This window comes from Ruegeria sp. BG6 (assembly GCF_056538465.1).
In genome coordinates this window covers 33,921-56,769 of record NZ_JBQFTB010000012.1, presented here as the reverse complement: position 1 = coordinate 56,769, position 22,849 = coordinate 33,921, and the positions used below count along the sequence as shown (strand labels likewise).

The 22,849-nt window shown below is 59.1% G+C and carries 27 protein-coding genes; 4 read left to right on the top strand and 23 right to left on the bottom strand.

Going from position 1 to position 22,849, the window contains the following annotated elements:
* Positions 1-3 precede the first annotated feature (3 nt).
* Genes ACR0JW_RS18370 through ACR0JW_RS18360 form a run of 3 tightly spaced genes read right to left on the bottom strand, consistent with a single transcriptional unit; the run spans position 4 to position 2,754 of the window.
* Positions 4-381, bottom strand: coding sequence for a hypothetical protein (locus ACR0JW_RS18370; protein ID WP_170679898.1), 378 nt, complete (start codon positions 379-381; stop codon positions 4-6).
* Positions 378-794, bottom strand: a complete 417-nt coding sequence (locus tag ACR0JW_RS18365) for a hypothetical protein (protein WP_480714280.1) — start codon at positions 792-794, stop codon at positions 378-380. The genes ACR0JW_RS18370 and ACR0JW_RS18365 overlap by 4 nt, the downstream gene beginning before the upstream one ends.
* The gene (locus ACR0JW_RS18360; protein ID WP_480714279.1) at positions 727-2,754 is read right to left on the bottom strand and encodes a 2,4-dienoyl-CoA reductase FMN-binding domain-containing protein; all 2,028 of its coding nucleotides are present in this window, start codon (positions 2,752-2,754) and stop codon (positions 727-729) included. Before ACR0JW_RS18360 ends, ACR0JW_RS18365 begins: the two co-directional genes overlap by 68 nt.
* Before the next feature lie 138 nt (positions 2,755-2,892).
* Here ACR0JW_RS18360 and ACR0JW_RS18355 point away from each other — a divergent pair, with 138 nt between their 5' ends.
* On the top strand, positions 2,893-3,378 hold the full coding sequence (locus tag ACR0JW_RS18355) for an RNA pyrophosphohydrolase (RefSeq protein ID WP_170679894.1): 486 nt from the start codon (positions 2,893-2,895) through the stop codon (positions 3,376-3,378).
* A gap of 49 nt (positions 3,379-3,427) precedes the next feature.
* On the opposite strand, the gene ACR0JW_RS18350 is transcribed toward ACR0JW_RS18355, so the two are convergent.
* The 6 genes from ACR0JW_RS18350 to ACR0JW_RS18325 all read right to left on the bottom strand — a co-directional run bounded on the left by ACR0JW_RS18350 (position 3,428) and on the right by ACR0JW_RS18325 (position 7,372).
* Complete coding sequence (locus tag ACR0JW_RS18350) at positions 3,428-4,201, bottom strand: extensin-like domain-containing protein (RefSeq protein ID WP_480714278.1); 774 nt, start codon at positions 4,199-4,201, stop codon at positions 3,428-3,430.
* 126 nt (positions 4,202-4,327) lie between these two features.
* Entirely contained in the window at positions 4,328-4,543 is a 216-nt protein-coding gene (locus ACR0JW_RS18345) for a hypothetical protein (RefSeq protein WP_170679890.1), read from the bottom strand.
* 7 nt (positions 4,544-4,550) lie between these two features.
* On the bottom strand, positions 4,551-5,540 hold the full coding sequence (locus tag ACR0JW_RS18340) for an adenosine kinase (RefSeq protein WP_170679888.1): 990 nt from the start codon (positions 5,538-5,540) through the stop codon (positions 4,551-4,553).
* A complete protein-coding gene (nth, locus tag ACR0JW_RS18335) occupies positions 5,537-6,181 on the bottom strand; it encodes an endonuclease III (protein WP_480714277.1) in 645 nt (214 codons plus the stop codon). The genes ACR0JW_RS18340 and nth overlap by 4 nt, the downstream gene beginning before the upstream one ends.
* Positions 6,182-6,282: 101 nt before the next feature.
* Entirely contained in the window at positions 6,283-6,921 is a 639-nt protein-coding gene (locus ACR0JW_RS18330) for a cysteine hydrolase family protein (RefSeq protein ID WP_170679884.1), read from the bottom strand.
* Between the two features lies 1 nt (position 6,922).
* The gene (locus ACR0JW_RS18325; RefSeq protein WP_170679882.1) at positions 6,923-7,372 is read right to left on the bottom strand and encodes a MarR family winged helix-turn-helix transcriptional regulator; all 450 of its coding nucleotides are present in this window, start codon (positions 7,370-7,372) and stop codon (positions 6,923-6,925) included.
* 120 nt (positions 7,373-7,492) lie between these two features.
* Here ACR0JW_RS18325 and ACR0JW_RS18320 point away from each other — a divergent pair, with 120 nt between their 5' ends.
* Positions 7,493-8,335: a bifunctional helix-turn-helix domain-containing protein/methylated-DNA--[protein]-cysteine S-methyltransferase gene (locus ACR0JW_RS18320; RefSeq protein WP_170679880.1), complete on the top strand. Its 843-nt coding sequence runs from the start codon at positions 7,493-7,495 to the stop codon at positions 8,333-8,335.
* Positions 8,336-8,389: 54 nt separating this feature from the next.
* Here the strand turns inward: ACR0JW_RS18320 and ACR0JW_RS18315 are convergent, their stop codons facing one another.
* Complete coding sequence (locus tag ACR0JW_RS18315; protein ID WP_170619085.1) at positions 8,390-9,829, bottom strand: aldehyde dehydrogenase family protein; 1,440 nt, start codon at positions 9,827-9,829, stop codon at positions 8,390-8,392.
* Positions 9,830-10,031: 202 nt separating this feature from the next.
* Here ACR0JW_RS18315 and ACR0JW_RS18310 point away from each other — a divergent pair, with 202 nt between their 5' ends.
* Positions 10,032-10,682 (top strand): peroxiredoxin, encoded by a 651-nt coding sequence (locus ACR0JW_RS18310; protein ID WP_170613045.1) that lies wholly within the window; start codon positions 10,032-10,034, stop codon positions 10,680-10,682.
* A gap of 82 nt (positions 10,683-10,764) precedes the next feature.
* Here the strand turns inward: ACR0JW_RS18310 and ACR0JW_RS18305 are convergent, their stop codons facing one another.
* The 4 genes from ACR0JW_RS18305 to ACR0JW_RS18290 all read right to left on the bottom strand — a co-directional run bounded on the left by ACR0JW_RS18305 (position 10,765) and on the right by ACR0JW_RS18290 (position 13,776).
* Complete coding sequence (locus tag ACR0JW_RS18305; RefSeq protein WP_170679878.1) at positions 10,765-11,487, bottom strand: glycosyltransferase family 25 protein; 723 nt, start codon at positions 11,485-11,487, stop codon at positions 10,765-10,767.
* A 70-nt stretch (positions 11,488-11,557) separates the two neighbouring features.
* Positions 11,558-12,049, bottom strand: a complete 492-nt coding sequence (locus ACR0JW_RS18300) for an outer membrane protein (RefSeq protein ID WP_480714276.1) — start codon at positions 12,047-12,049, stop codon at positions 11,558-11,560.
* Entirely contained in the window at positions 11,950-12,252 is a 303-nt protein-coding gene (locus tag ACR0JW_RS18295; RefSeq protein WP_480714275.1) for a hypothetical protein, read from the bottom strand. The genes ACR0JW_RS18300 and ACR0JW_RS18295 overlap by 100 nt, the downstream gene beginning before the upstream one ends.
* A 216-nt stretch (positions 12,253-12,468) precedes the next feature.
* On the bottom strand, positions 12,469-13,776 hold the full coding sequence (locus tag ACR0JW_RS18290) for an aminotransferase class I/II-fold pyridoxal phosphate-dependent enzyme (RefSeq protein WP_170679874.1): 1,308 nt from the start codon (positions 13,774-13,776) through the stop codon (positions 12,469-12,471).
* Between the two features lie 133 nt (positions 13,777-13,909).
* Here ACR0JW_RS18290 and ACR0JW_RS18285 point away from each other — a divergent pair, with 133 nt between their 5' ends.
* Complete coding sequence (locus ACR0JW_RS18285; protein ID WP_480714274.1) at positions 13,910-14,773, top strand: LysR family transcriptional regulator; 864 nt, start codon at positions 13,910-13,912, stop codon at positions 14,771-14,773.
* Positions 14,774-14,846: 73 nt separating this feature from the next.
* Here ACR0JW_RS18285 and pnp read toward each other — a convergent pair whose 3' ends face one another.
* The 9 genes from pnp to rbfA form a co-directional block, all read right to left on the bottom strand.
* Positions 14,847-16,997 carry a polyribonucleotide nucleotidyltransferase gene (pnp, locus tag ACR0JW_RS18280; RefSeq protein ID WP_170679870.1) on the bottom strand — a complete coding sequence of 717 codons (2,151 nt, stop codon included), beginning with the start codon at positions 16,995-16,997 and terminating at the stop codon, positions 14,847-14,849.
* A 9-nt stretch (positions 16,998-17,006) separates the two neighbouring features.
* Positions 17,007-17,696, bottom strand: a complete 690-nt coding sequence (locus tag ACR0JW_RS18275; protein ID WP_170824936.1) for a hypothetical protein — start codon at positions 17,694-17,696, stop codon at positions 17,007-17,009.
* Between the two features lie 162 nt (positions 17,697-17,858).
* Positions 17,859-18,128 carry a 30S ribosomal protein S15 gene (rpsO, locus tag ACR0JW_RS18270; protein ID WP_170613058.1) on the bottom strand — a complete coding sequence of 90 codons (270 nt, stop codon included), beginning with the start codon at positions 18,126-18,128 and terminating at the stop codon, positions 17,859-17,861.
* Between the two features lie 144 nt (positions 18,129-18,272).
* Positions 18,273-19,295, bottom strand: coding sequence for a calcium-binding protein (locus tag ACR0JW_RS18265; RefSeq protein ID WP_480714273.1), 1,023 nt, complete (start codon positions 19,293-19,295; stop codon positions 18,273-18,275).
* A gap of 84 nt (positions 19,296-19,379) precedes the next feature.
* Positions 19,380-19,883, bottom strand: a complete 504-nt coding sequence (locus tag ACR0JW_RS18260; protein WP_170613062.1) for a DUF1643 domain-containing protein — start codon at positions 19,881-19,883, stop codon at positions 19,380-19,382.
* Between the two features lie 43 nt (positions 19,884-19,926).
* A complete protein-coding gene (locus ACR0JW_RS18255; RefSeq protein WP_170613064.1) occupies positions 19,927-20,691 on the bottom strand; it encodes a DNA repair protein RecN in 765 nt (254 codons plus the stop codon).
* 46 nt (positions 20,692-20,737) lie between these two features.
* Positions 20,738-21,646: a tRNA pseudouridine(55) synthase TruB gene (truB, locus tag ACR0JW_RS18250; protein ID WP_170824934.1), complete on the bottom strand. Its 909-nt coding sequence runs from the start codon at positions 21,644-21,646 to the stop codon at positions 20,738-20,740.
* A 54-nt stretch (positions 21,647-21,700) separates the two neighbouring features.
* Positions 21,701-22,444 carry a phosphodiester glycosidase family protein gene (locus tag ACR0JW_RS18245; protein ID WP_480714272.1) on the bottom strand — a complete coding sequence of 248 codons (744 nt, stop codon included), beginning with the start codon at positions 22,442-22,444 and terminating at the stop codon, positions 21,701-21,703.
* Positions 22,441-22,836: a 30S ribosome-binding factor RbfA gene (rbfA, locus tag ACR0JW_RS18240; protein WP_170613070.1), complete on the bottom strand. Its 396-nt coding sequence runs from the start codon at positions 22,834-22,836 to the stop codon at positions 22,441-22,443. Before rbfA ends, ACR0JW_RS18245 begins: the two co-directional genes overlap by 4 nt.
* Positions 22,837-22,849 lie beyond the last annotated feature (13 nt).

Sequence of the window (22,849 nt, the reverse complement as noted above, 5' to 3'; positions counted from 1 at the left end):
CTTCTAAGCGGCGGCAGGCAGCAGGAAAACACCGCGCGCCAATGCGGAATTCAGCCGTTCCTTTGAATACCACTGGTCGAGCACGGTCTTGGCCATTAAATCGGGGTTTTCCCGCGTGAAACACTCAAAGTCATCGGTTTGAGTATCGGCAAGGCGCTCTGCAATCAGGCTCATGAATGCATATGTGATCGTCAGATTGAATTTGTCCGGAGCGCCGGCCTTGGCCGCAAGCGTGCGAATTCCTTTGGCGTAGATTGCGGCGGCATCGATAAAATCATATTTGCGAAGCAGGTCGTAAGCGACCCGCACATGTTCAGCATGTCCGAACGTCGTGTTGTCGATGGCGTGTGCCTCAAACGCGTTGGTGATATCGGCGCTCATTCTCCGTCCTCCTTGAAACGGTGACTGTCCTCGGCTGTCCAGTCGAGGTCATAGACACTTTTGAGCTGTTTGATCTTCTCCAGCGTCTCTTGAGAAAACGCGGGCTTGTTTTCAAAACAGTGTAAGGCGATGCCTTCGATCAGATCGCCAAGGGTCATGTCCAGCGACTCTGCCAGTCCTTTCAGGACTTTCAGCAGGCGCTTTTCGATTCGAATTCCCGTCTGGGTGCGCTCTATTTTTAGACTCATTGGGTACATATGTACATTAGTACCAAAGGAGTCAAGCGACACAAAAAAAGCCGCCTCTTTCGAGACGGCTTCCCTCAGCGCAATTGTGATCTTCCTGTCAAAACGCAGCTGCCAGCCGCGTGCCCTGATTGATTGCCCGTTTGGCGTCCAGTTCGGCCGCAACATCCGCGCCACCGATGACATGTGGCGTAATTCCGCGTTCGATCAGCGCATCTGCCAGACTGCGTTCGGACACCTGACCGGAACACAGAACGATCGTGTCCGCTGCAATCACCGTCGGGTCGGCGCGTTCTTCGCCAAAGCTGACATGCAGGCCCTCATCATCGATACGCTCATAGTTCACGCCGCCCACGAAATTGACGTCCTTCATTTTCAGTGTCGTTCGATGAATCCAGCCGGTGGTTTTGCCCAAACCTTTGCCATGCGCCTGTTTTTTGCGCTGCAGCAGCGTGACCTGGCGTTTTGGCGCTTCGGGTTGCGGCCCTTCCGGCGCAAGGCCCGAGCGGTGCCTGGCCGGGTCAGTAACACCCCATTCCTTCATCCAAGCTGGCAGGTCAGTGGTCGGGCTGTGGCCTTCTTCGACCAGATACTCAGACACGTCGAACCCGATGCCGCCCGCGCCGATCACGGCCACGGACTTCCCGACCTCGGCCTTGTTGCGCAATACGTCGACATAGCTGAGGACATTGTCCCGATCCTGCCCCGGAATCTGCGGATCGCGCGGGGTGACGCCGGTGGCAATCACCACTTCGTCATATCCGGTCAGGTCCTCTGCCCGCACCTCGCGGTTCAGCTCCAGCTTCACGCCAAGATCGCTCATCATGGTGCGGTACCAATCGACGAGGCCCCAGAATTCTTCTTTCCCCGGAACCTGCTTGGCCATGTTCAGCTGGCCGCCGATTTCGGCGGCGCGGTCAAACAGCGTCACGTCGTGACCACGCTGGGCGGCGGTCATCGCGGTGGACAGTCCGGCAGGCCCTGCGCCAACAATGGCAACGGTTTTTGGCGCCTCCGCCTGGGAAATCACCAGCTCAGTTTCATTGCAGGCACGCGGGTTGACCAGGCAGGTGGTCAGCTTGCCGCTGAATGTATGATCCAGACAGGCCTGATTGCAGGCGATACAGGGCGCGATCTTTGCGCCGTCGCCAGCGATGGCCTTGTTCACGAAATCCGCATCCGCCAGCATTGGCCGCGCCAAGGATACCATGTCGGCGCAACCGGTCGACAGAACTTCTTCGGCAACTTCGGGTGTGTTGATCCGGTTCGAGGTGATCACCGGGATCGACACCTTGCCCATCAGCTTCTTGGTCACCCACGCAAAAGCTGCGCGTGGGACGCTGGTGGCAATCGTCGGAATTCGCGCTTCGTGCCAGCCGATCCCGGTATTCAGGATCGTGGCCCCCGCCTTTTCGATCTCCTGCGCCAGTTGCACAACTTCGTCATGGGTCGAGCCGTTGGGGATCAGATCGATCATCGACAGGCGATAGATGATGATGAATTCGGCGCCCACCGCCTCGCGCGTGCGGCGCACAACCTCGATCGGCAGGCGCATCCGGTTTTCGTAGGAACCGCCCCAGCGGTCGGTGCGCTTGTTCGTGTGCGTCACAAGAAACTGGTTGAGGAAATACCCCTCGGACCCCATAATCTCGACCCCGTCATAGCCCGCTTTCTGCGCCAGAACGGCGGCAGTCACGATGTCGCTGATCTGCTTCTCGATACCCTCTTCATCCAGCTCATGCGGGGGAAACGGCGAGATCGGGGATTTGACCGGGCTGGGGGCCACGCATTTGGGGCCATAGGCATAACGGCCCGCATGCAGGATTTGCATGGCGATCTTGCCGCCCGCGTCGTGCACGCGCTGGGTCACGATGGAATGGTTCGCCACTTCTGTCTCGTTGGTCATCATCGCCGCCCCGGGCAGTACCGATCCCTCAAGGTTCGGGCCAATTCCGCCTGTCACCATCAGCGCCACGCCGCCCCGCGCCCGGTCGGCATAGAATTCGGCCACCCGGTTCCAGTCGCCGGTTTCCTCAAGCCCAGTATGCATCGACCCCATCAACACGCGGTTTTTCAGCGTGGTAAAGCCCAGATCCAGCGGGGCCAGCATGTTTGGGTACGCAGTCATGGCGGAACTCTCCCTCGTAAACTCGGCTGATAGATTGACGTTCGCGTCAACATTGTCACGTGAAACCTAACGTCATACTCTTTGCCTTCGCCGTGCCGCTTGTTACAGACGCTACACAGCATTTTCACGAGGCCGCACATGACACCTGAAGAAATCGCCAGACTGCCGTATCGTCCCTGCGTCGGGCTGATGCTGATGAATGGCGAGGGCAGGATATTCGTCGGTCAGCGCAACGACCGCCACGCCGAGGCCTGGCAAATGCCGCAAGGTGGCGTGGACGAGGGCGAAGACCCCCGCGATGCGGCCCTGCGCGAACTGATGGAAGAGACGGGCGTCACCGCGGACCTGGTTCAGATCGTGGCCGAGACCGACGGCTGGCTGCCCTATGATCTGCCGCATGACATCGTTCCGAAAATCTGGAAGGGCCGCTTTCGCGGGCAGGAGCAGAAATGGTTTCTGCTACGCTTTACAGGCCGTGACGATCAGATCGATATCCAGACCGAACACCCGGAATTTACACGCTGGAAATGGCAGGAACCCGCACACCTGGTCGACGAGATCGTTCCGTTCAAGCGGGACGTGTACCAAAGTGTGTTGGAGGCCTTTGAAGAATACCTGTCCTAAGTCAGGCGTCCGTCGGCCGACTTGACTGCGTGATGACTATGCCTTGCGCCTACCGGCACAACGGCCCACCGCCGCGTCGGGCGGTGTCGAAATGAAAATGGCCTTTGTGAAACCGGTCTGAATCTGGGCCGAGAACTGTTCCGAACAGACCACAGGCACCCTTGTGCAGTTCACGCAAAACGTCGCTGTTGTCCTCATCTGTCCAACCGTCGCCCACCGTGATGATGGTGCCGTCCCAGAGCACAAAGGAAGAAATGTCCACGGCACGGCCTCTGGCGTGTTCCGACAGGCGCGCGCGTGGCCGGTTGTTCTGCGTCCGACAGGCGTAGTGGCCCGCAAGCCGCATTCCTTTCAGGCCGCCGCCCTGATCCGCGAACGCCGGTTTGGCCGTGTTTTCAATCCAGGTCTTCAGCGTGATTGCGGTTTCGCAATCCATCAACGCCAATTGACTGAGCGCGACATCCGAGATCTTTCGGACACGAACCGGGTTCGCGATCCTGCACCCCCTGTATGGCCCCGATATCTGTTTGAGCGTTTCGCCCAGAATGGTCCAGTCTTTGCACACCGCACCCCGATTGCGCATGCGTTCGCGTCCCCGGGCAATGTTGCGGAACTTGCAGGGCCTTAATTGCGGTCGCCGTGACTCGGTGACTTCGGTCCCGGGTGTTTCGGCAGGCAGGTCCGATGCCTTGTCCGATTCAAGTGCGTCGATTTCAAAGGCAACCAGATCGACCGCGTTTCGCACCGGGCTTTCGGCACAATCCGGTTCGGCCTGCGCTGCGGCGGCCCATAGCACCAGAAGTGCGACCAGACCCCGCCTCAACGCGCTGAATCCACCGAAAGGTTCTTCACCTTCAAATCCTGGGACGCCGCTGACTTGTGGGTACATCCGGATCGGGAACGGATAAAGAATGGGCCCAGAAAGGAATTATCGGATTTACGTGCCAAATTAAGTTTCGCTTTTCAAACAGTGCCAGAACGCCGGGAGCAGCGAAGGGCTTCGGCTGAATGATAAGAAGAAATGCCTTCTGTTGTTAAACAGTTTTTTCCAAGCGATCAGGACACGTCGGCGCAATGTTTCGCAGAAATACCCGCGCCCGATCCGCCGATCCTGAAAAAGAAAACCCGCCAGCCGATCCGGCAGGCGGGTCAGGAATGCATCCATGCAGGGGTCAGAGCAATCCTTCTTCCCGCAACAGCGCGACCAGATCCGCTTCGGGCCTCGGTCCGATATGGCTGATGACTTCACGGGCGCAGATATTGCCGATCCGGGCGCAGGTCTCATAATCCCGGCCTGTGGCCATGCCGAACAGGAACCCGGCGGCGAACTGGTCGCCCGCGCCGGTCGCATCCACCGGTACAACCTTCTGAACGGGAACGTCGATGCGCTGTCCTTCGTGCAGAATCGTCACACCGTCGCCCGAGCGGGTGCATACGACCAGCCGACAAATCTCGGCGGTTTTGGCCAACGCTTCTTCCAGGTCGTCAGTTTCGAACAACGACTTGATCTCGGCTTCGTTGCCGATTACGAAATCCAGTTCGTTCTCGATCAGCAGAAGGAAGTCCACCCGGTGGCGTTCCACGCAGAAGGGATCTGAAATGGCGATACCCGCCTTGCCGCCGCCTTTGTGGCAATTGCGCGCGGCCTCAAGGAACGCAGCCTTGCCCTTTTCCTTGTCAAACAGATAACCCTCAAGAAACATGATCTGGCTGTTGCCTGCCACGTCCGCTGGAACATCCTTGGACGACAGTTCCGAGGAAATCCCCAGATAGGTGTTCATCGACCGTTCACCATCGGGCGAGACAAAGATCATTGAGCGCGAGGTCGGCAGTTCACCACCCGGGACCGGGGCGTTCACGAAATCCACACCGTCTTCGTTCATCGCGTTGGCATAGAACCGGCCCAGCGCATCGTCATGCACCCGACCGATGAAGGCAGCGTCCAGCCCAAGCGCTCCGGCCCCGGCGATGGTATTGGCCACCGAGCCACCGGGCGTCTGGACCCGACTGCCCATCGCGGCGTACAGCACCTCGCCTCGCTCGCGTTCGATCAGTTGCATGATGCCTTTCTCGATACCCATCAGCTCAAGAAAGCTGTCATCGGCTTGGGAAATCACGTCAACGACGGCATTTCCGATGCCGACAAGCTGGTAGGTTTTCATAGGTTCTTGTCCTCGAATTGACAGAGATCGCGGATAATGCAGGTTCCGCACAGAGGTTTGCGCGCTTTACAATGATAGCGGCCGTGCAGGATCAGCCAGTGATGCGCGTGCAATTGGAAATCGGCCGGAATGTTGTCCTCGATGGCACGCTCGACGGCATCCACGTCCTTGCCGGGGCAGATCCCGGTTCTGTTGCCAACGCGAAAGATATGTGTGTCCACCGCCTGCGCCGGTTGCCGCCACCACATGTTCAGCACCACATTGGCCGTCTTGCGCCCCACCCCCGGCAGCGATTGCAGCGCGGCACGGGAGTTGGGAACTTCGCCGCCATATTGCTCGACCAGAATTCGGCTCAGCTTGATGACGTTCTTGGCTTTCTGACGAAACAATCCGATGGTCTTGATGTGTTCGGTCAGACCCTCTTCGCCCAGCTCCAGCATCTTCTGCGGTGTATCTGCGATCTTGAACAGCGCGCGCGTGGCCTTGTTGACACCCGCATCTGTTGCCTGCGCCGAAAGCGCCACCGCCACGACCAGGGTGTAGACATTGACATGTTCCAACTCGCCTTTGGGTTCCGGGTCGGCTTGTTGAAAGCGTGTGAAGATCTCTCGGATCGTGTGGTAGTCGAGTTGTTTAGCCATCCAGAACGGTATGCCCTGCCGGATCGCTGCCCGCAATTAAAAAGGCGGGAAATTGACAATACGAATGGCCGAGTGTCGGGGCTGCTATCGGAATTTCACGCCTACAGACCTCGAAGCTCCGCCCCATTTAACTCCAGCCGCTCCTTGACCTTCGCCCAGTTTGCTGGATTGGCCGCCAGAACAGCCGTCGGGTCTATGTGCACCCGATACCCCCGGTTCAGCGCCCCCTGCGCCGTCTTGTTGACGCAATGACAACCATCAAGACCGGTCAGGATCAGTGTTCCGATCCGATTGTCTTCCAAAAACTGTTCAAACGCATTCGAGGAAAAGGCATCACCTATGGATTTCACAAATTCCGTTTCCGCATCCAGCCCGAGGCGCGGATCGGTCTCGATCCCGGCCGACCCTTCATTGCCACGCCCCTGATTAAACCAGCCGTTCAGAAGGTTCGCCAGCCTGCCCTTGAAAACGTGCCGAATGGCGATCACGGGCATTCTGTCCTCGTGAGCCTGCCTGACGGAGTCTCTGATGTTCGAAATGGTACCATCCAACTCCGCTGCATCCCATCCGGGCACTGAGGTGAAATCAGTTTGCATGTCGATCACCACCAGCGCCGTTGCCGGGCGAGCGGCCAGATCAATTGCCGGTCCGGTTGTTGGCGTGCCGATCCTGCGAATTTCATTGAGAACATAGAGAACCGCGATCACAATTCCGGCGACGATGATCCAAAGAACTGACATCTCATACCTCCTCAGTCAGATTGGCAAAAAACCGTGTGAGCGCCAGTTGCACCTTATGGTAAGTCGCAAGCTCTTCGGGAGAGAAGTCTTTGGAAAAACCGGCCAGTTTTGACATTTCATCTGTTCTGATCGCAGTGATGATGTCTTGGCCGGTGGGGGTCAGCCTATAGCAATAAGAACGCGCGCGCTTGGGGTTGGCGCGACTGTCGACCAGACCGGCCTTCTTCACTTCCTGCAGGATGCGCGCGACGTATTGCCGTTTTAGCTGCAACTCGGTGCACAACTGTGGGGCCGTCGCTCCGGGGAAAAGGGATAACCCCTCAAGGATCGCACGTTGTCCAACAGTTACGCCTTCGCGATTGCTGCCGCGTTCAACCGCGGCTGTAATGTTGCGTAGCAGGGGCCGTGTGGCCTGAACTGCCTGATAGAGCTGATCCAACGAATGTTCCATGACCTCAATCTTGATGGGCGAAAAACAATTCGTCAACTCAGTTGACAAGAATATGCGCAGGTTCCGGGTCGCGGCATTGGTCTGAGCGCGGTAATGTTAGTGCAAGCGAAGAGGTGCAACATGAACGTCCAGAATCCAGAAACCGGCTATCACTACAACGTCATGCGCCGGGCCATCGATCTGATCGACCAGGGCGGCGAAGCGCTCAGCCTTGATGAGCTTGCTCGCCAGATGGATATGAGCCCCGCGCATTTTCAGCGGTTGTTCTCGCGCTGGACCGGGGTGTCGCCGAAACGTTACCAGCAATATCTGACGTTGGGCCACGCCAAGGCGCTGCTGAGGGAACGGTTCACCACATTGGAAACCGCGCACAATGTCGGCCTGTCCGGCAGTGGCCGCCTGCACGATCTGTTCCTCAAATGGGAATCCATGAGCCCCGGCGAATACGCCCGCAAAGGCGAAGGACTGGCGATCTTCTGGGGCTGGTTCGAAAGCCCCTTTGGCCCGGCTCTGGTCATGGGAACGGAAAAGGGCATCTGCGGTATCGCGTTTGCGTCCGAGACGGGCGGGGAAGCAGCGATGGAGGACATGGTCGCGCGCTGGCCGAATGCGGAGTTTGTGGAAAATTCCGAACGCCTGAACCCTTGGGTGCAAGGTGCCTTCGGGCCCAGCCGCGCCGAGACGCCGCTGCACCTGCTTGGCTCTCCTCTACAGATCAAGGTGTGGGAAGCGCTGATGCACATCCCGTCGGGTCAGGTCACGACCTATTCCGAGATTGCGCAGCGGGTCGGTTCACCACAAGCCGTGCGCGCCGTGGGAACAGCCGTGGGCCGCAACCCGGTCAGCTGGCTGATCCCCTGCCACCGCGCCCTGCGCAAATCCGGCGGGTTGGGTGGCTATCACTGGGGGTTGCCGGTGAAACGCGCGATGCTGGCATACGAAGCCGCGCAGGCGGATGCCTGACGCCCAGTAAGCGAGGCACCCTCGGGTGCCGCGCATCTGACTTGTTGTGGCGCGTTACTCTGCCGCCCAGCCGCCGACGGCTTTGACTTCCAGAAAATCCTCAAGCCCCCAGACGCCGCCTTCGCGCCCATTGCCGGATTGCTTCATGCCGCCAAAGGGCGAGCCGGCACTGCGGGACTGGCCATTCATCTCAACCATGCCGGACCTCAGGGCGCGGGCCATCCGGTTGGCGCGCGCACCGTCCTGTGTCTGGACATAGTTCGTCAGGCCGTAGGGCGTGTCATTGGCGATCCCGATGGCCTCTTCCTCGGTGTCGAAGGGGATCATGGTCAGAACCGGGCCAAAGATCTCCTCGCGGGCGATGGTCATCTGGTTGTTGGCATCGGCAAACACTGTGGGCCGAACATAGTAGCCCTTGTTCAAACCTTCAGGCCGACCGGTGCCGCCCGCGACCAGGCGTGCGCCTTCGTCAATGCCTTTCTGGATCAGGTCCTGAATCTTGGTCCACTGCACCTCATTCACGACCGGGCCAATGTGGCGACCTTCTTCGGCGGCGCTGCCGACAGTGACCTTACCGGCCACTTCGGCCGCCGTTTCGACCGCCTGATCATAAATCGGACGTTGCACCAGCATACGGCTGGGCGCGTTGCAGCTTTGGCCCGTGTTGTTCATCATGTGCAGAACACCGCGCTTGACCGCCTTTTCGTCCGCGTCGGCGAAGACGACATTGGCGCCCTTGCCGCCCAGTTCCAGATGAACTTTCTTCAAGGTATCAGCCGCGCTTTTCGAAATTGCGGTCCCAGCACGGGTCGAGCCGGTGAAGCTGACCATATCCACATCCGGATGCGCAGACAGTTGCGAGCCGACCCCGGCGCCATCACCGTTCACGAGGTTGAACACACCGGGCGGAAAGCCTGCCTCGTCCATCATCTCGGCAAAGATCATCGCGTTCAGCGGGCTTTGTTCCGAGGGTTTCAGCACCATGGTGCAGCCCGCGATCGCCGCCGCACCGACCTTGAGCGTGATCTGGTTCATCGGCCAGTTCCACGGGGTGATCAGGGCCGCCACGCCGACGGCCTCGTAGATGATTCGGTCATTTGGGGCGTGGTCGCCCAGCGGACGCTCGAACTCAAAGGCTTTGGCGGCCCGGATGAAGTTCTTCAGGTGCCAGATACCTGCACCTGATTGCTGGGTGCGCGCCATGTCGATCGGCGCACCCATCTCAAGCGACATCGCCTGCGCCAGATCTTCGCTGCGGGTCTGGTAGATATCTGCAAGTTTTTCCACCATTGCGATCCGCTGCGCCACCGGTGTCGCCATCCAACCCGGCAGAGCCGCCTTGGCAGCAGCGACTGCAGCGTCGGTATCCGCCTGCGAGCCCAGTGAAATCACCGCGCATGGTTCCTCGGTCGAGGGGTTGATGACGTTGAAATCCTGGGGCGCTGACGGCGCGACCCACTGTCCGTTGATGTAGAAATTGCGTTTCTCGATCATGGCCTGTCCTCCTGACCCTGTTGCTCCGGCTTCGGGCTCGGCGTCACTCTGTCACTGCCGCCAAATACGGGCAAGAGATAATTTGATCAAATTATTTCTGCGAATTGCTGACTGCTTTGCTCTGCATATGGTTTAACAATTGCGGAAAGTGTTTAGGTTTACGGCAACCGACTCGGTTTTTTCACAGGAAAGGAGATGCCCCATGGGTTTGCGCATCAACGATACCGTCCCGAATTTCACTGCAGAAACGGATCAGGGCACTGTTCAGTTCCACGATTGGATCGGTGACAGCTGGGCCATCCTGTTTTCGCACCCCAAGGATTTTACCCCGGTCTGCACCACCGAATTCTCGGCTGTGGCGCAGCTGAACGATGAATGGGCTGCACGTAACACCAAAGTGATCGGCGTGTCCGTCGACGGTGTGGAAGATCACAAGAAATGGAAAAAGGATATCGAGGCCTATGGCAATGCCAACCCCGGTTTCCCGATTATCGCCGATGACGGTCTGGCGGTATCCAAGGCCTTTGACATGCTGCCTGCCGAAGCCTACCTGCCCGATGGCCGCACACCTGCCGACAGCGCCACGGTGCGGTCGGTCTTTATCATCGGGCCGGACAAGCAGCTGAAGCTGTCCATGACCTATCCGATGACTGTCGGCCGCAACTTTGCTGAAATCCTGCGCGCGCTGGACGGGCTGCAGATGAGCGCGAAGGGCGTAGCGACCCCGGCAAACTGGGTTCCGGGTGAGGATGTGATTATCCCGCCCACCGTGTCGAATGAAGACGCCAAAGCGAAGTTTGGCGAGTTCGAGACGATCTTCCCATATCTGCGCAAGACCAAGGCGCCGTCGTAACGGCTGCTTGGGTCCAGGGGGGGTTGCCCCCCCCATCGCGCCCCTCGGGGCGCGATTTCTCCCGAAGGTACTGTCTATCTGCTTACGGCAGTGGTCTTTGTGGGTGCAGGTGCAGCTTCGCCCGGTAGGCAGCGCGCTTGAATTCCCGTGTCAGCTTGTCGCTGAGCGGCGGTTTTATCTGAATGGTGGAGCCGCCGATTTCCCGCGCCACTTCACGGTTGCCGCTGCCCAGCAGGGTGTGGATCGGCTGGCCGGTCAGCCAGTGCATCTGCTGAAACGTGTCCACGGGGCGGTCGATTTCGTTGGTTGCGGCCAGCAACCGTTCTGCGGCGCGCCGGCCAACCATCTGGCACACGCATTGCAGTCCGATGACTTTTGGCAGGATCAGTTTCAAACCGTTCTTCTCGGCCAGGGTCTGCACCGGCACTTCGCGCTGTTTCACAGGGATGCGGATGTATTGGTCGGGTGTCGCAAGAGAGTCCAGCATGTCCAGTGCTTGGGCCATGCGGGGGGGATCTACGCGCAGATCATCCTCGGTGATGATGGCCAGATCGATCTGTTCATCGACTATCTTTTTCCAGATCCGCCTGTGGCTTTCGAAGACGCCGATTTCAGCGGGGCGCAGGGGAAACGGATAATGGGGGCGGTGCAGGTTGCCGGGATGCAGTCTGACATGTGCGATCTGGTCCGGGTCGCGACCGTTCACGGCCTCGAACAATTCGGCATTGGGAAGGTCTTGGCACAACTGATCGGCATTGGCGCGGCGCGCTGTGCTTGAGGACATATGAATGACAAAGGATCGCATGCCCCCGTGCATAGATCACGCGGGCACGCGGGGAAAGCGAAACCGGAGGGAAACACTTTCCCGTACCGCGTCAGAACCTGTAGCGCAGTCCGAGATTTATACTGAACGTATCCAGATCGTCCTCGACCGACCCGGTCAGCGCGCCGTTTGGCGCCAAACGATCGGACGAAACATCAAAGGCGCGCGAATAGCGGGCATCGACGATGAATGCGGTGTTGTCATTGATGTCATACGCCGCCCCGGCAATCAATTGCGCCGTGAAATCGGTGCCGCTGTCGTTCAGCTCAACCCCCGGACCATAGGCGAAATCCAGATCTGAATAGGTCGCGCCCAGGCCAAAGCCGAAATAGGGTGTCAGCGGTCCGCTTTGCTTGATGTCGAACAGGATGTTTGCATACAGCGAGGTCTGGGTGACATCGCCCGAGATATTGCCCTCGGTCGCCGGACCGTTGCCAGAGAAGTTCACCCCGTCCACATCATTTTCGCGATAGGACAATTCCAGCTCGATCCGGGTTCCGATCCTGTCGTTGGACCATTGCGGAACTTCCGTCCCGATTGCCACGCCAAGCCCATAGCCTGCGTCGAAATCGGTATCACCGATTGGTTCGCGCTACCGATCGAGCCCGCAAAATCGCTGTCCTGTAACTGGCTGTAGCCGGCGAAGCCCTGAATATAAGCGCCCTCGGTCAGGCTTTGCGCGCCAGCGGCGGAAACGCCCAGGCCCAATGCGGCAGAGGCGAGGATGAAACGGGTGATCATGGTCATGTCCTTTGTTCCGTAAGATGCACGGGGCACATGTGGGGCGGATCGGAACAAACGAAAGCCGGTCCCCGATCAACTCGGGTCACGGTGGATTTGAACAGCGTGAGTGAATAATTTCGCCGGTGGCATCGGCCCCATTGGCAATGATACAAGCTGCTGTAATGTAGGAGGAAAACAACCGCAGGCGCATGAGTTTGCGGCTCACGCGCCCGCATCGTCTTAGTGCATGAAATGCAGGGTCGAAAAGCTTTGCCGCCAGTCTGAAACCTGTTCTGCGATATCCTTTTTCGCTAAACCGTCTGCAATCAGCGCGGCCAGCTGTTCGGCGTTAGCGGCAGTCATGCCCCACCGGACCAGTTCCGGTGTTCCGATGCGCAGGCCGTTCAGATCGCCGGCGACAGCGTCAACGGGCAACCCAATACCACAGGCCAGGAAACCCGCATGCCGCAGTGTTTTTGAGGCCGCTTGCCCGCCGCCAAAGGGCTCCGCCAGCACGGCGAACTGATGCGAGGCGGTAAAGCCCCCGGCACCCGCAAAAACCGGAACCCCTCTGGCATCCAACGCGTCGGCCAGCGCTTTGGCCATCGCGATCATCGACGCCGCGTATTCTGCACCAAAATCGCGCCAGTCCAGCATCGTCACAGCCAGGGCCGCCGATTTGGCCACGTCAAAATTTGCCGTCATGCCGGGAAAGGCGATGCGATCCAGCGCCTGCGCAATCTCGGCGTCATTGCTGACGATCAGTCCCCCTGCAGGTCCGCCCAGGCTTTTGTAGGTGCTCATGGTCATGAAATGTGCGCCTTCGGTCAGTGGGTTGCGCCAAGCCTTTCCGGCAATGATCCCACATTGATGTGCGGCATCGAACATGACCCTGGCATCGATTTCATCGGCGATGGCACGGATTTCGGCGACCGGATGTTCAAACAGGTTCAGGCTGCCGCCAATCGTGATCAGGCGAGGCCGTTCCGTCAGCGCGATCTGCCGCAGCTGGTCCAGATCGACGGTGTAGCCATCGGGATTGACCGGCGCCTCGATGGTTCTCAGGCCAAACAGTCCGGCACAGCCGGCCAGGTGATGGGTGACATGCCCGCCGATTGACGCGGGTGGTGCGATGATCGTGTCGCCCGGTTTGCAGGTGGCCATAAAGCCGTAAAGATTCGCAATCGCCCCAGAAGGCACCCGGATCTCGGCGTATTTTGCATCGAAAATCTCGGCACACAGCTCGGCCGCAATCACCTCGATCTCTTCAATGGCTTCCAGGCCCATCTCGTACTTGTCGCCGGGATAGCCCAGCGAAGGGCGCGAGCCGATGCCCGATGCCAGCAATGCCTCGGCCTTCGGGTTCATCACGTTTGTGGCAGGGTTGAGGTTGAAGCACTCTTTCTCGTGGATGTCCCGGTTTCGTGCCACAAGCTGGTCAATCCGCCCCAGCAGATCTGCCGAGGACGCCTGTGCCGTCCTGGCCGCGATATCCTGCACAAGTGTCTCGCATGCCGCAGGAACCCAGGCCCGTAGTTCGATTGTCATATCTGTGTCCTCCATTTGTGGCCAAGATTGATCACTTCGAATGACAGCGCAAATCAGATTTGCTATTTCTTGGCGTAGAAAAGCTAAGGCTAGGAATTTGCCCGTTTCACCACGCCGCCCCAAGGGGCCACCCATGAACGCCCTGCGCGCCTTCGAGGCCGCGGCGCGTCACGGCAGTTTTGTCGCCGCTGCGGATGAACTGAACGTCACACCCGGTGCGATTTCCCAGCATATCAAGGCGTTGGAGGGCTGGGCAGGGGTGACATTGTTCCGCCGGAATGCGCAGGGCGTACAGTTGACCCCGGCTGCCCGCAGTCTGAGCCGCGAATTTACCGAGGCCTTTGACGCGCTTGCATCCGCGACGCAAAGCCTGAGGAACCAGCGACCCAATGCGGATATCCATATCGCCGCTCTGCCGTCGGTCGCGCAGCTTTGGCTGCCCGCCCGGCTTGGGCGAATCCGGAAAATCTATCCTGATATCAATTTCTCGGTCACCGCACTGGAAACACCGCCCAGCCTGACGCGCGAGTTTTTCGACCTGTCCGTATTCTTCGCCATCCCCGATGGCAGCGCCGAGCAGGTGGTCCTGGCCAGGGATATCATCTTTCCCGTCTGCACTCCGGCATTGGCCAAAGACGTCGCAAAGGGTCGCGATCCGGGCACCCTTCCATTGTTGCACGATCAGACATGGCAGGACGATTGGGCGATTTGGTCGGATAAATCCGGGCGGGCGCTGGCTGATCCGCAAAAAGGACCGCGCTATTCCCTGTACAGTCTGGCTGTCGAGGAAGCCAAATCCGGGGCGGGGGTCTTGATGGGCCATGCCTGCCTGATCGAACAGGCGCTGAACACTGGATTGCTCTGCCCGTTATTTCCCGAAAGATGCGAGAGCGGCCTCTCACTGGTCCTGAACCGCCCGCACAGGACCCGGCGCAGGCCAGAGGTCGATGAAATCGCCGACCTGCTGAGCCAGAGCGTTCAGTCGCCGGTAACCTGACCTGAAAACCAAAGCCCATAAAAAAGACCCCGGCCAAAGCCGGGGTCTTCTGTATTCCCGAAAAAGGGGCAGATTACTCTGCGCTTTCCTCTTTCTTTTCTTTCTTCTCGGGGACGATCTCTTCACCGGTTTCCTGATCGACGACTTTCATCGACAGGCGGACCTTGCCACGATCGTCAAAGCCCAGCAGCTTGACCTTCACTTCCTGACCTTCTTTCAGAACATCCGACGGATGGTTGAGGCGGCGGTTCTCGATCTGGGACACGTGGACCAGACCGTCGCGCTTGCCAAAGAAGTTCACGAAGGCACCGAAGTCGACGATTTTGACCACTTTACCGGTATAGACCTGACCTTCTTCCGGCTCGGCCACGATCGAATAGATCATGTCATAGGCCTTCTTGATCGATTCACCATCCGGCGAGGCGATCTTGATGACGCCGTCGTCGTTGATGTCGACCTTGGCACCCGAAACCTCGACGATCTCGCGGATGACCTTGCCACCCGAGCCGATTACTTCGCGAATCTTGTCGGTCGGGATGTTCATGGTCTCGATGCGCGGAGCGTGGACCGAGAATTCGTTGGTCTCGGACAGGGCTTTGCCCATCTCGCCCAGAATGTGCATCCGGCCTTCTTTGGCCTGTGCCAGAGCAGTTTCCATGATCTGCGGCGTGATGCCTGCGACCTTGATGTCCATTTGCAGCGAGGTGATGCCGTTTTCGGTACCCGCCACCTTGAAGTCCATGTCGCCCAGGTGATCTTCGTCACCCAGAATGTCGGTCAGAACGGCGTAATCACCGTCATCTTCCAGGATCAGGCCCATGGCCACACCGGCAACCGGCGCTTTCAGCGGAACGCCTGCATCCATCATCGACAGCGAACCGCCGCAGACAGACGCCATCGAGGACGAGCCGTTGGATTCAGTGATCTCCGACACCACGCGGATGGTGTAGGGGAAGTCGGTCGGCGCAGGCAGAACCGCCTGCAGCGCACGCCATGCCAGCTTGCCGTGGCCGATCTCACGACGGCCGGGCGAACCAACGCGGCCAACTTCACCAACCGAATACGGAGGGAAGTTGTAGTGCAGCAGGAAGTTCGATTTGAAGTTGCCGTGCAGCGCGTCGATGAACTGCTCATCGTCACCAGTGCCCAGCGTGGTCACGGCCAGCGCCTGCGTTTCACCACGGGTGAACAGGGCGGAGCCATGCGTACGCGGCAGCAGCGAGGTTTCGGCTTCGATGGCGCGGACATCGGTGGTCGAACGGCCGTCGATGCGCTTGCCGCCTTTGACGACGTCGCCGCGCAGGATGCCAGCTTCCAGCTTTTTCATCGCGGAACCCAGGTTCGCGTCTTCCAGCTGTTCCTCGGTCAACGCTTCCTTGATCGCTTCACGGGCAGCGGCAACAGCGGCGGTGCGCTCCTGCTTGTCTGTGATCGCGAAGGCGGCGCGCATCTGCTCTTCACCGGCTGCGGCAACAGCGGCGTAGAGGTCCGAATAATCGGGCGCTTGGAAATCGAACGGCTCTTTAGCGGTTTCTTCGGCCAGATCGATGATCAGGTCCAGAACCGGCTGAATCTGCTCGTGCGCAAAGTTCACGGCGCCCAGCATTTCGGCCTCGGACAGCTCGTACGCTTCGGACTCCACCATCATCACGGCGTTCTTGGTGCCGGCGACAACCAGATCCAGACGCTGTTCGGGGTTCAGGCGCAGGTCCTGCATGTCGTCCACAGTCGGGTTCAGGACGTATTCGCCATCCACGAAACCAACACGGGCACCAGCGATCGGGCCCATGAACGGCGCGCCCGAGATGGTCAGGGCAGCCGAGGCGGCGATCATCGCAACGATGTCGGGGTCGTTGACCAGATCGTGGCTGAGCACAGTGCACATCACCAGAACTTCGTTCTTGAAGCCGTCAACGAACAGCGGGCGGATCGGACGGTCGATCAGACGAGCGGTCAGCGTCTCTTTCTCGGTCGGGCGCGCCTCGCGCTTGAAGAAACCACCCGGAACCTTACCGGCGGCATAGTATTTCTCTTGGTAGTGCACGGTCAGCGGGAAAAAATCCTGACCGGGCTTTTGTTGCTTGGCAAAGGTCACGTTGGCCATGACGCTGGTTTCACCCAGCGTGGCAATCACGGTGCCGTCGGCCTGACGGGCAACCTTGCCGGTTTCCAGTGTAAGCGTCTCCTCGCCCCACTGAATTGATTTCTTTGTTACATCAAACATATGCGTATCCTAGAAGGGAGCACTCCCGGCCCTCCGGGTCTCCCGTTTGCATGGCGGCCCCATTGCCGCCGACCCCACTTTATCTTCCATTCGAGTGCCGGGGTCAGGGCACAACGTCTCAGATACCCGCGCGCATACATGAGTTTTGGCCCGAAGGGAAGGGAAACCGGATGCCGATAGCGAAAGGGTGCCGAAAGCGTTTAGAAAGACCGTTCGCGCGATTTGCGCAGCGCGCGGATGTCTTGCGCGGGCTCTGCCGTCGGCGCGGTTGTGGCACTTGCTGCCCACTGCGATTAGCGCGAACGCGACCTGAGTGCTTTCGGCTGCATTTTGCAGAGCGCTCCAAGAGAAGGGTTCACCCACCTGCCAGATGGCAAACAAGATAGCGGACAGGTTCACAATGAAGGTCAGGCACCACAGTGCCGCCGCAAAGAACAACCCGTACATTACCGAATACAGAACCAAAGCCCTGTAATCCGTGCGCCGCGTTTCCCCCTTCAATGCCAGAGCAGCGCGTATCCCGAACAGGCTGATGAAGGCGCTTGTAATCGGCTCGCTGACATTACCGGCCAGCCCGAGGGTGAAAATATCCAGAACCATCCACACAACTATTGAGGCGAGGCTGATCGCAAGGATGGGGAAAATCATGCGGGGAGTGACGCGGAGCGACAGCACGAATGAGTTCAGAATTAGAAGCATTAAACAGGCTTTTGACATAACCTTAAGTTGTGCAGGTGGATAAATCTCAACCCATTGGCAATGTCAACTGAGTGGGTCGACCGTTCTGAAAAAGAGGTTCGATGGCCACAACAAAAAACGCCCGCCAGAATGGCGGGCGTTTGAAACAAATGCAAAAAGCGATTAGCGGCGGATGCCCAGCTTTTTGATCAGGTCCTGGTAACGCGCTTCTTCCTTGCCTTTCAGGTAGTCCAGCAGCTTACGGCGCTGAGCAACCATCTTCAGCAGACCACGACGACCGTGGTTGTCTTTCTTGTGGGTCTTGAAGTGCTCGGTCAGGGTGTTGATGCGCGAGGTCAGGATGGCAACCTGGACTTCAGGCGAACCGGTGTCGCCCTCTTTGGTTGCGAATTCTTTCATGACGCGTGTTTTTTCAGCGGCAGTGATCGACATCGGGGTCTCCTTTGAAAGGTTAGAGTGAATGGCGCAGGCCGGGATGTCGTCCAGCGCAGGCCCATGGAGAAAACCGCACCGATTCCGATGCGGATGCGCGCGTATAGGCGCATTTGCGGCAAATGGCAAAGGGAATCTCCTGGCTCAGTCCGGAAGGCCCAGCTGTTCCAGTTCTGCATCGGTCATCAACTGGATATCATCTGCCGTGATACCTTCGGCACCGAGCAGATGCGCCACATCCTGCCCGTTGACCATCACCCGGATCAGGTTTTCGTCTTCGGCGTCGGTTTCCAGGCGAATATCGGGTTCTTCAGCGTCGTTCCAGGAAATCAGCAACTTGTCCTGACCTGGCTGAAAATCCGTCACTGTGACCTGATCGTCGTCGTCCTCGGTGCTCAGAACAAATGTATCCGCGTCCTGTCCGCCAGTGACGATATCGCCGCTTTCCGCCAGAATCGTGTCTTCCCCTGCGCCACCGTTCAGGAAGTCTGCTGATTGTTCCGCGTCGCCATCGTCGCCTGAAATAAGATCATCGCCATCGCCGCCGAAAACGACGTCTTCACCGGCCCCGCCGCTTAGCGTGTCATTGCCATAGCCGCCCTGCAGCACATCATCGCCTTCCCCGCCGGTCAGAATGTCATCACCTTGCCCACCAATAAGCGTGTCGTCACCCTGCCCACCGTGCATCTCGTCCGAACCGCCATGTCCATAAAGCTCGTCATCCCCGCAATCGCCATTCAGAAGATCATCCCCATCCATGCCATGAATCAGGTCATCGCCTTCTGCACCGGACACGATGTCGTCGCCGGTGTCCCCGAACAACATGTCGTCCTCATGGCTGCCTTCGATGATCAAATTGCTGTCCTGAACGTCAGTCGGATCGTCCCCGGCCGCGTCTGGTTGCGTCTCGGTGTCATCGCCCGTTTCGGGGACTTCAGTGCCCTCGAACTCGGGTTCTTCAGTTCCGGTGGGCAGGTCTTCAACCTCGGGAGGGGCCGGGTCATCGACATTGTCGTCGATTTCCAGAAATGCCCCCTGTCCGGCGTCATCCGGCTGATCCGGTGCGACGTCGTCATCTGATTCTTCATCTTCGGACGAAAAGATATCGCTGACCGCGTAGGCGGCACCGCCTACGGCCGCCAGTCCAAGCAAACCGATCAGAAACATGAAAATCCTCCGAAAGCCTGGTGAAATATCCCATGGATTCAGAAGTTTGGTCAAAGCAAGCCTGAAGGTGTGGTTAACCTTTTGTCACCACGCTTGGGGCTGCTGAGAGTAGGCGATGTAGAGGGGATGCTTGGGATGCCCGTCTTTTGTCAGCCCAAGATGAAACAGGGGCTGGCCGGTTCCGCGCAGCAGGTTTTCAACAGCAGGGCCACGCTCAAGATGTGCGCCGTGGGTGCCCCAGGCGGCGATGACCTGGTCGGCCCATTGGACACCGTCCAGAATGGCCGCGTCATTCTCGGGTCCGACCGGATCGGGGGCGGCTCGCATCTTGCGCGGGTCGGTGTCGCGCCAGGCAAAGATGTTGGTCACCTGAAATGCGCCGAACCCCAATGCCCGCGCCCGACGTTCGCACCGTTCCACCGTTGGGTCGTTCTGTACCTCGGTCGCGGTCGATGGGTTCAGCATGACGAACAGCGCCTTGCGCCCCGTCGGATCCCAGATGCGTGTCAGGCTATAGCGATAGTTCTCGCAATCGGAATACACGGCGGTCGAGGGCGCGTCGCCTTTGGTGTGGGAACGGGTGATCATGATGGGTTAGTGACCAATTGCGCCGGCTTTCGCAAGCGCAAGCTCAGCGGTCGGTGTATTTGTCCAAACCTTTGTCGACCCAGTTCAAGGCATATCCCGCTGGCCCGCGTATGCCCTGTTTCGGATTCGTGGGACAATCAAGCTGCACATGCGGATTGTCACGAAGAAGCGTGAGCGCGTCCCTGGCCGCAGCCAACTGGTCCTTGGTGACTTTGGGTACGTCGCTGTGCTTGACGGCTGCCAGTGTCATCCGATGCAGCGCCGAAGCCAGTGTCCAGACCGTATGATACCGCAGGCCTTCCAGTTTTGGGTGCGCCGCGATGCGGGCGATGACGGCAACCAAAACGTCATAGAAGGTCAGGTCCCTGTTTGTCCGCAAAATCTCGGCGGCCACGTAAACATCTGCAGGGTCCGCGCCGGGTTTCAACCCGTCATGGATCGGCGCCGTATCGGGCAGGTTCCCCGCCAGAACTTTCAGCGACTGCCGGGTTTCTTCCAGTTCGGACACCGGCGCGTGAATGTCGAAGGCCGAATACAACGTGTTCAGACGCGCGTTTTCCTCTTCCAACTCGGCGACATGCGCCTCTGTTTCGTCGAGCTTTTGCTTGACTTCACGAAGCTGAACTTCGAACTCGCCAAGCTTTGCGGACGAAATGTAGCGAGGGATCGCCTTAAGGCGCTCGGGCTTGCGGATGATCCATATGACCAGCCCCAGGGCGATCAGCGACCAGATCGAGATGTTTTCAAGAAACAGCTTCAGGTATTGGAAGACCGCATCGTTTTCCAACGTGAACCCCCATCGTTGCAATCGGTAATCCGACCGTAGCGGCAAAACCCAGTTGGGGGAACATCGCTCAGCTGTCGACGAACACCCGGCTGGGATGCAATTCGCCGGATTTGTAGATACCCACGGCCACAGCCTTGCCATCCAGTGATGCCCAGGCCTCATCGCCGTATTCAACGTCCGATGCCAGAACCATGCCCGGATTGCCATTGCGCAGGCGGGTAGCACCTTCGGGGGTGCATTTCAGCTCGGGCAGGTCGGACAGGCCGGTCTCCAGCGGGTGCAGGTAATCGTCCAGCGCCTCGGTCTTGGCCATTTCATCGATCTGTTCGATGCTCAGTCCGTCTTCGGCCTCGAACGGGCCGGACCAGATGCGGCGCAGCTCTCTGACGTGGCCGTGACAGCCCAGTGCCTCGCCCAGATCGCGTGCGATCGAACGGACATAGCCGCCCTTGCCGCATGTCATTTCCAGCACGACGTGATCTTCATCGGGGCGGTCGACCAGTACCAGTTCCTCGACCCATAACGGGCGGGCGGACAGGTTCACATCCTCGCCGTCGCGGGCCAGCTTGTAGGCGCGCTGGCCGTCGATCTTCACGGCTGAGAACTTGGGCGGCACCTGCATGATGTCACCCAGAAACGGGGCCAGTGCCTGTTTGATGTCGTCATCCGAGGGGCGCGCGGGGCTTTCAGCGATCACCTCGCCTTCGGCATCGTCGGTGTTGGTGGCCTGACCCAGACGCACGGTGAAAGTATAGGCTTTCAAAGCATCGGTGATGTAGGGAACGGTCTTGGTCGCCTCGCCCAGAGCTACGGCCAGAACACCGGTCGCTTCAGGGTCAAGTGTACCCGCATGGCCCGCCTTTTTTGCATCCATCGCCCAACGCACCTTGTTGACCACTGCGGTCGAGGTCATGCCCGCGGGCTTGTCCACCACCAGCCAACCGGAAATATCGCGGCCCTTGCGTTTGCGTCCCATACTGCACCTAGAAGATTGCTGAGGCGCGCGGGTTAGCGGATCGCCCCACTGCTGTCAATTTGCTGGCGCATCCTCGACCACGCCGACGATTGGCCCCAGCGAAAACCCGACATCGGACCGTTTGTTCGCCCGGTCATACATCCGAGAGATATTGCCGTCGAAGAACAGCGCGTTGGGCGTACCCAGAAGATCCCGGAACAGGCCGCCGAACTCGTGGAAAGTGACGTAATCATCCGAAATTGCAAACACAGCGCGGGTGCCGTCGGCACTGGTGCCCACACCGTTGCGCACATAGAGCGAGGTCGAATCTGGCAGGAAGCGCGGATGCAGCTCGCCGTTGATGACCAGCATCGGGCCGGATTGTGTGGCAAAACGGCAGTCGGGAACCTGATCGACGAAATCCAGCGTCTCGAACACGTCGGCGCGACCCTCGCGAATGCAGAACACGCCATTGGGCAACAGACCGAAATTGCCGGGGCCCGGATTGGCGATCACGCGCATCTGTTCCTGGCCGTCTTCGACATAGTGACCGACAGGTGAGCGGTCTTCGTGATACATGCCCGCGTTCATCGCGAAGGCAAGCCGTTTGTCGCCCGGTTTCAGTGCATCATTGACGGAAGAGAAATGCCCCAGCAGCTCGCCGTTTTCATCGTTCAGAAACAGACGCAGATCTTCGTTCGCGGCATCCACCTCGCAGACTGTGTACCGCTTGCCCTCATGGGTCAGCTTATCACAGGTCACCGCAGAGGCTTGCGCGGCCCAGAAGGCCGCGATCAGCGAGACGGCGGGGCGGATCACTCGTCCAGATCGCGGCGCACCGCGTCCTGATCGAACATGCGGCGGGTGTCGTCCAGCCGGTCGAACGTGTCGTCCAGCCGGAACCGCAGATCGGGCGAGAATTTCAGACCGACCTTCTTGCCGACCATGCGCCGCAGCTCGCCCTTGTTGCGGGCGAGCAGCGCGATCACGTCCTCCTGCCCTTTGCCGCCCAGCGGCAGCACGTAGGCAGTGGCAATCTTCAGATCGGGCGAGGTGCGCACCTCGCCCACGGTGATCGACATGCGATTCAGGTCGGGGTCGTGGACATCTCCGCGCGCCAGAACCTCGGACAGGGTGCGGCGGATCAGTTCGCCGACGCGCAGCTGTCGTTGGGACGGGCCGGGGCCATCGTGGAATTTGTTCTTTGCCATAAACCCCGATCTA

What these genes read in the sequence shown, in the direction of transcription:
- ACR0JW_RS18365 (WP_480714280.1), bottom strand. Translation starts at nt 794, where the DNA reads ATGTTGCGGCCGAACTGGACGCCAAACGGGCAATCAATCAGGGCACGC.
- ACR0JW_RS18315 (WP_170619085.1), bottom strand. Translation starts at nt 9,829, where the DNA reads ATGATCGAGAAACGCAATTTCTACATCAACGGACAGTGGGTCGCGCCG.
- ACR0JW_RS18360 (WP_480714279.1), bottom strand. Translation starts at nt 2,754, where the DNA reads ATGACTGCGTACCCAAACATGCTGGCCCCGCTGGATCTGGGCTTTACC.
- ACR0JW_RS18320 (WP_170679880.1), top strand. Translation starts at nt 7,493, where the DNA reads ATGAACGTCCAGAATCCAGAAACCGGCTATCACTACAACGTCATGCGC.
- ACR0JW_RS18330 (WP_170679884.1), bottom strand. Translation starts at nt 6,921, where the DNA reads ATGTCAGTTCTTTGGATCATCGTCGCCGGAATTGTGATCGCGGTTCTC.
- rbfA (WP_170613070.1), bottom strand. Translation starts at nt 22,836, where the DNA reads ATGGCAAAGAACAAATTCCACGATGGCCCCGGCCCGTCCCAACGACAG.
- ACR0JW_RS18295 (WP_480714275.1), bottom strand. Translation starts at nt 12,252, where the DNA reads ATGACCATGATCACCCGTTTCATCCTCGCCTCTGCCGCATTGGGCCTG.
- ACR0JW_RS18370 (WP_170679898.1), bottom strand. Translation starts at nt 381, where the DNA reads ATGAGCGCCGATATCACCAACGCGTTTGAGGCACACGCCATCGACAAC.
- ACR0JW_RS18305 (WP_170679878.1), bottom strand. Translation starts at nt 11,487, where the DNA reads ATGCGATCCTTTGTCATTCATATGTCCTCAAGCACAGCGCGCCGCGCC.
- ACR0JW_RS18285 (WP_480714274.1), top strand. Translation starts at nt 13,910, where the DNA reads ATGAACGCCCTGCGCGCCTTCGAGGCCGCGGCGCGTCACGGCAGTTTT.
- ACR0JW_RS18355 (WP_170679894.1), top strand. Translation starts at nt 2,893, where the DNA reads ATGACACCTGAAGAAATCGCCAGACTGCCGTATCGTCCCTGCGTCGGG.
- ACR0JW_RS18340 (WP_170679888.1), bottom strand. Translation starts at nt 5,540, where the DNA reads ATGAAAACCTACCAGCTTGTCGGCATCGGAAATGCCGTCGTTGACGTG.
- ACR0JW_RS18345 (WP_170679890.1), bottom strand. Translation starts at nt 4,543, where the DNA reads ATGGATGCATTCCTGACCCGCCTGCCGGATCGGCTGGCGGGTTTTCTT.
- nth (WP_480714277.1), bottom strand. Translation starts at nt 6,181, where the DNA reads ATGGCTAAACAACTCGACTACCACACGATCCGAGAGATCTTCACACGC.
- ACR0JW_RS18275 (WP_170824936.1), bottom strand. Translation starts at nt 17,696, where the DNA reads ATGCTTCTAATTCTGAACTCATTCGTGCTGTCGCTCCGCGTCACTCCC.
- ACR0JW_RS18325 (WP_170679882.1), bottom strand. Translation starts at nt 7,372, where the DNA reads ATGGAACATTCGTTGGATCAGCTCTATCAGGCAGTTCAGGCCACACGG.
- ACR0JW_RS18260 (WP_170613062.1), bottom strand. Translation starts at nt 19,883, where the DNA reads ATGATCACCCGTTCCCACACCAAAGGCGACGCGCCCTCGACCGCCGTG.
- ACR0JW_RS18265 (WP_480714273.1), bottom strand. Translation starts at nt 19,295, where the DNA reads ATGTTTCTGATCGGTTTGCTTGGACTGGCGGCCGTAGGCGGTGCCGCC.
- rpsO (WP_170613058.1), bottom strand. Translation starts at nt 18,128, where the DNA reads ATGTCGATCACTGCCGCTGAAAAAACACGCGTCATGAAAGAATTCGCA.
- ACR0JW_RS18310 (WP_170613045.1), top strand. Translation starts at nt 10,032, where the DNA reads ATGGGTTTGCGCATCAACGATACCGTCCCGAATTTCACTGCAGAAACG.
- ACR0JW_RS18290 (WP_170679874.1), bottom strand. Translation starts at nt 13,776, where the DNA reads ATGACAATCGAACTACGGGCCTGGGTTCCTGCGGCATGCGAGACACTT.
- pnp (WP_170679870.1), bottom strand. Translation starts at nt 16,997, where the DNA reads ATGTTTGATGTAACAAAGAAATCAATTCAGTGGGGCGAGGAGACGCTT.
- truB (WP_170824934.1), bottom strand. Translation starts at nt 21,646, where the DNA reads ATGGGACGCAAACGCAAGGGCCGCGATATTTCCGGTTGGCTGGTGGTG.